Annotated in this window: 3 protein-coding genes; 1 reads left to right on the top strand and 2 read right to left on the bottom strand. The window is 36.9% G+C overall.

Annotated elements, in window-relative coordinates:
* The first annotated feature begins 35 nt into the window (after positions 1 to 35).
* Positions 36 to 218: a hypothetical protein gene (locus tag AN486_RS25925; protein ID WP_039201592.1), complete on the top strand. Its 183-nt coding sequence runs from the start codon at positions 36 to 38 to the stop codon at positions 216 to 218.
* Positions 219 to 301: 83 nt separating this feature from the next.
* Here AN486_RS25925 and hpsB read toward each other — a convergent pair whose 3' ends face one another.
* Entirely contained in the window at positions 302 to 1,030 is a 729-nt protein-coding gene (gene hpsB, locus AN486_RS25930) for a hormogonium polysaccharide secretion pseudopilin HpsB (RefSeq protein WP_168635772.1), read from the bottom strand.
* A complete protein-coding gene (hpsA, locus tag AN486_RS25935) occupies positions 1,027 to 5,463 on the bottom strand; it encodes a hormogonium polysaccharide biosynthesis protein HpsA (protein ID WP_168635771.1) in 4,437 nt (1,478 codons plus the stop codon). Before hpsA ends, hpsB begins: the two co-directional genes overlap by 4 nt.
* Between the last annotated feature and the right edge of the window lie 818 nt (positions 5,464 to 6,281).

Here is a 6,281-nt window from a genome sequence, read left to right on the forward strand (position 1 = left end):
GTGTTTTTTGAATTTTCGGAATTATCCATAACCCAATGATAACAAGGCTTTCAGACAATGACACGCAATTCTATATTAGAGCGATCGCCGATATATTTAAAGCTCGAATCAAGTTTATTGAGAATAATGTCAATAAATTAGTTGGTTTGAGATTAAATTCATTGAATACCGACCTAGATAGCAAAAAGCATGAACTGGTTATTATGATTGGGTTTTAGCTGTTTTATGAAATTCTTTTTTTGACAAAATAACCTGCTGGGAAAAATATTTTGAGTATATTTACTCATGCTGAATGTGGGATCTATTGACAAGATTGATTATTACCATCCTGATCTTTTGCTAGTCCAAGACGGTAACATAGAGCCTGAAATGTAGTATTACTGTGGGCAATATCAACAGTTCTTTCTATTAATGGTGTTTGCTGATTACCTATACCAGATACAACAGATGAAGCTACTTTTTTGGCATTACTTGTACTCGCTAAAAGAGGCTTACTAAAATCAACATCTGAGCGATAAACCCGAACTGCTAGACGATAACCACTGGTTTTTGGATGAATACCACTAACGATTATGGGCATAGCTTGAATATAAAACTCGTTGAATAGATTTGTATGGTTTGGTTGACAAGCTGAATCACTGGCTATACAAGTCTTTCCATCTTCTTTGAAGAGATACAAGTTTACATCTACATCGCTTTTGCTTTTAGGAACTGGCATTTGTGTGATACCAATTAAATAATCTGCGGAAGTTCTGACCGTTGTCGGGTCTAAAGTAATTTTTTTACTTGGTGCTGTACTTGAACCCGTAACAATTGAACCAGTTTTAATACCATCAATAAAAGTATTTGCAGCCTGAGTTGCTTTTTCTACGCGCCGGGATTGAACACGAATAGCTGTCGACAGGACTAAGATAGGAGTGATAGATACTAGGAGAATACTAACTACAACCATAGCTATGAGTGATTCAATAATTGTAAAGCCGGAATCACGGTAAAATAATGTTTTGGATTGTGATTTGGGTTTCATCATTTACAGGTAGAAGGGCGCTGATTTTGAGCTAGGGCGTAGGGAGTACCGGAATTGGTCGTTTTAGCACATAACAAAGTCTCTACCCATTTATCATCTTTGCCAACTTCCCGGAAATACTCATCTGGTAAATCCGGTGATGTGAGTACCAATTTACTAGCGAATCTGTCGGGAGATTGTGATAAAAGCGCGACATCATAATTCCAATTTCTTGTGGGCGGAAGATAACCTGTAGCCGCACCACTATCATTTACAATAGGATATACAATGCTACTAGCTCCCACATTAACGTTATATGTCCCCGTAGCATAAGCACTTTTTTTCAATTGGATAAAAGAACCAGAAATCTTTGCTGTTTTTTGACCATTAGAAGATGCCCAATTCTCCATAAACCGGGTAAAGTTTTGTAAACCACCATTATCTTCTGTTGGCCGGGCTGGACTATCTCCTGCGGCGACATTCAAGTTAAAAGTAGTGTCTGCTAATACTGGTTGCAACCAGTTCCTACTATCTTGACTCTCTTTTGGTGTTTTTGATGTATCATTTACACTACTTATTACTGTAGTGTTAGTAGAGTCAGTTTCAGTGGCAAAGGGTTTTTGAATTTGTAAAACTGGTTCAAATACATTACTACTATTGGGTAGTAACCAAGGAACAAGAAATTGATTACCACTGGAGTCTAGGGCTAGTGCTGGTGAGGTTGTGCCACCTACTGGATATTCTGCTAGTTTATTGCCACTGGCAGGAATTCCGTAGATAGTTAGAGGAGTAGTTAGCAAAGTGGTAGTTAAATCGCGTTTAAAAGCCAGTCGCTTAAATGGTAATGCTTCCCAACCATTTGAATTTCCGCTAGAACTGTTATATCCATTGAAAGCAACATTATTTATTGTCCAGCGTTTAGTTTTGACAGCGCATTGAGCAGTGGTATCCGTTGCACTACAAAAACATTCGTCTTTCACTGCTGAACTACAAATTTCATAAGCATACTGTCTAGCTGGTATCATCCTCACCAATGGTGTGACAAAGTTATTTACATAGGAACTACCTTGGTATCCTGTTGTGGCTGTATCAAAGTCTTTAGGAAAACCAGAATTATTTATATCAGCCCATTTACCATTTGCACCAAAGAAATTAACTGCGGAAAACCCTGGCGCTGGTGTACCAACTAGACTATTATTCCAGTCATAATCTCCTTCATCACGAAAACCTTCTCTAAAGTTGCCAGAAAGCAAGGTAACCGCATCACCTAAGACTGTTGCGGGTCGCCATTCATCCCCAGTAGGACAATTGGGTAGTTGAGGATTACCAGAACGACAAGCAAAGTTAGGATTAAGGTTGGTGCTAGTACGAGTGTAAAAATTATTCCAGTCATTTGCTAGAGTTTGTGTAAATTCCTCTTGAGTATGGAGATTAAAGTTACCTTTAATGTATACGGGCAAATTACTGGCTAAAATTAAACCTTTTTCTTCTTCTCGGTAAGTATTTGTTGTTCCCCGTCCTAGTTTGCTTCCATTGATGAGCATAATTGCATTGGGACGACGAGTAGAATCAAGAATATGGTCAACAGGACTTACTAATTTTTGCGCGTCTGTTTGTATGCCTGATGTACCAGACGCATCTAGTAAAGCATCATTACGAGTTGCGTAGATAATACCACTACTAGGTAACAAGTATTCTTGCGATGGTGAGGAAGTACCAATGGTTTTTGTTCGCAGTTGGTTAAGGTCCAACACAGTAGCCCGAATTTCTAAAGGTTGTCTGTCTATGATGGGATAATCATAGGTTGTATTATTAGATGAACTATTACGGACAATTTCCCTGGAGTCCAATAATGATGTTTCATAAATTGCACCATGAGGAATGACGGAATTACTGGGACTAATAGTACCATCGAGAATTTGTAGGGCGCAGATTTGAGCATCAATAGTAGACTGTTCAGAAATAGTCCGGTTTGCTGTTTTTGCTAATGCTTTGACCAGTAAGCCATCATCTATTAATCGCCCATTGGGATAAGTTAATTGAGATAGATAGCTTAAGACTTTAGCATAATGACTCTCACCTTTAGTAGATGTAGGTGCAGGATAAACTATGCCATTGTTGGATAGTCCACCCGTGGCAACATTCCAAGGTAGTCCTGTGAGATTTTTGGCAGTAGTGCTGTTGGTAGGAACATAAAAACTACTCACACAAGCTATAGGAGTGGGTATTTTAGCGTTATAGTTAGCAGATTTGTAATGATATACTGCTGTAGCCCGCATTTTCAAATATGGTGTATTAGCATTGGTAATCTCACGCCATTTATATGTAATGGAAGAATCATATAGATAGTATGGTGCAATGGTTTTTGTCGTTGGTGCAGTCCCAGGAACTGGCATAGTATCTGACCATATTTCTTTAACTGTGCTGTTGACGGTAGTTGTAGTATCGGCTGCACTCAGATATACTCCTGCACCTGTAACAACTCGCAAACCACCTACCGGTTCTGTAATATCTTTGGGAATTTTAGCTGCGTCTAATTCCCATGCACCATCTCTACCTGTATCTGCTAAATTTGCTAATGGTTCTGTTTGGACAAAAGATTGTCTTGTCCGAGTTTTAGTTGTATCCCCTGCATTCCATTTAATCCCACTAATTTCTTGTACATGGGTAATACTATTCCCTAAAAATCCCTTGGGGTTGTTACTTGTATTCCACCATTGTTCAGGAATATTATTTCCTGAAGATGTTGCTGCGGTTGTATCCCACCAGATTTCCGATAAGTTATTGCTAACTATAACTCTGTCACCTAACGTAGTTTCTATACCACCAGCATTTTTAAGTGCCTGTGGTTCTGTAGCTTGTGGTTGTAGAGATGTACCCGTAGTATTCAAGGTTAATGTGCTGTAACCTGTCCCTATTTTACCATCACTGGGATCTGTGGCATACATCCATTTATCAATGGGACGCAATTTATCACCACTACCTTGAAGTACATTAGCAGGAAATGTCTCTGTACTGCCAAAATTAACCTCTTGATAAGGTACGCGACGAGTCCGTTTTTGGAAATAAAGCTGTAATTGTTGACGACGAATTGCATCAAATTCGGCTGTTGTGAAACTGGATAAACCTAAATCTTGTTTTTTCTTTTCAATACCTGTTTTCACTTCGGATGGATCACTACTAATAGCATTAGCAAATTGACTAGCAATCAGTTTATTAATCCGATTTATATAAGCGAGGTTGTTGTACATGAGGTTACTAGAACTGTTAGTAACAGATGCCTCCCATGTAGAAGCAGCAGGATTAGTAGTGGTACCTTTGAATAAATCAACTTTAGTTGTGGTAGTTCCTGCACTTTTAAAACCACCTGCTCCTAAATTTCCACCGACGATAATTTTAGAATTTTGAGATTTGTAATAACAGGATTCTTTACTACTGATTTGATATAATTGAACTTGACCAGAACCACCTGTTAAAAAATTACTATTAGTAAATATTCCACCATTAAGATTTAGGGCTGTATCGGGATTAATTTCTAGATCATCGTTATAAATAGCAATGTTACTGGGTAGTATTTGGATGCGGTCTTGTTGATATTCTAGGGCGGCAAAACCTTTACTACCTTGATATTTTTCATAATTGGTAGTATCACTAGGCAAAGTTATAATTGGTACTGTAACTGTATAAACAAAAAAGGATTTTTTTAGCTCATTATTTTGTTTAATCCAACCTGTATTACCGACCAATATTGGGTTGTTATTTGTGGTGCAATTAGTATCTAAAATTCCTTTGATCATTGGTGAAGTTCTGGCTTCCAAGCGGTTTCTCGCTCGTGCATATTTACCACTAATATTTCTGGGAGTTCTAAATAAAATGCCATAGAGAGTGTAACTATCAAATTTCCCATTATTGTCAGTATCAACAGGAAATTTCCAGGCTGTATTTACTGTTTCGTTATCATATAATGATGTATTTATAGTAGGTTGCTCAATTACACTATTGCCACTAATATCAAAACTTATTTGCAGTTTGGTTTCGTCTGCAAAGGTGTATTTATTAATGTTGTCTATATTGTTTATGTCATCAAGAACTTTATATAATTCTGCGTCTGTGGGGGTGATTTTTGGTAATGATATATCTTCAAAGAGTTTGTTGATTTTAGCTCGACTACGATCAATTGCTGGAATAGCAGCACTAAGTACAATTTCGTTAATGCGGACATTACTAGCATTTTTGGCTCGGTCAAAGGAACGTAACATAATAGTAGTGGTCAATAATACTACTACCATTGAGACCATTGCCACTGTCGGTAATACGAAACCTGCGGTTGTTACTTTCCATTGTTTCCGAGTACCGAAAGTAGTCCACAGTAACCAAATAATTTGTTTTTTTGAGTGGGTCAAAAACCGCCGAATCAATTTGGTGAAGATTTTTGATAACTGACGTTTGCGATACATACCTGATAACTGTCTTAACACCTACATGATGGGCATAAACTTTCTGACCCTTACTATATTAATGATCCCTTGCTTATATATCTATCTAAGGTATGAGAAAATCTAGGATACTGGTTCGTGAATGTGATAATAAATAACAACGTGAAAATCCTTGAATTAAGACTCCCGGTTCGCCCATTTTTGCGAGAGTTAGAAGAATTCTACTCAGGAGTAAAAGATTGACCACTAAGCTGAGTATAAATAGTAGGGGGAAACCCAAGTAAAACAAGAATACGCTGCTGTAAAGGGGAAAGAGTAGTTAAATGAGTGTAGACTTCATTGTTAACCTCAATTAATATCAATGTGATTTCTTTAAATCCCACATTCCGCACCCTTGACTGTCACAAACGGTGATTACGGAGGTAAATTGATGAAAAATGAGTAAAAGAATACATTTATCTATAAAAAAACAAATTTTAGATAGGAAAATTGATTCAGATACATTCTCAATAAGAAGCAATAAAGAATGAGGGTGGTTTCGGCAGAAAATATAATATAATTTTATTGTTAGTCTATCAAGACTTAATCATAACTTATATCCTTCTAGAAATAAACTTAAAAACAGCATTAAAACTTAAACTCATTAATAAAATCAATGAGTCAAATTGTATAATTAAACTATTAATAATGTTGATAAATCAACTTATATATCTGTAGTAATTACGGCAAGCTTCTGGGAGGAATAGGAGAATGTACTTCATTTCTGATGTCAAATTATAAAATTCTCTTTTTCCTTGAAAAGTTACAAGATGAACTGATTGAAAACATTGAAATATCCA

It is taken from the genome of Anabaena sp. AL93 (assembly GCF_001672085.1).
GTDB lineage: Bacteria > Cyanobacteriota > Cyanobacteriia > Cyanobacteriales > Nostocaceae > Dolichospermum > Dolichospermum heterosporum.

Excerpts from the sequence above, each read along its gene's own strand:
- AN486_RS25925 (WP_039201592.1), top strand. The coding sequence starts at position 36 with ATGATAACAAGGCTTTCAGACAATGACACGCAATTCTATATTAGAGCG.
- hpsB (WP_168635772.1), bottom strand. The coding sequence starts at position 1,030 with ATGATGAAACCCAAATCACAATCCAAAACATTATTTTACCGTGATTCC.
- hpsA (WP_168635771.1), bottom strand. The coding sequence starts at position 5,463 with ATGTATCGCAAACGTCAGTTATCAAAAATCTTCACCAAATTGATTCGG.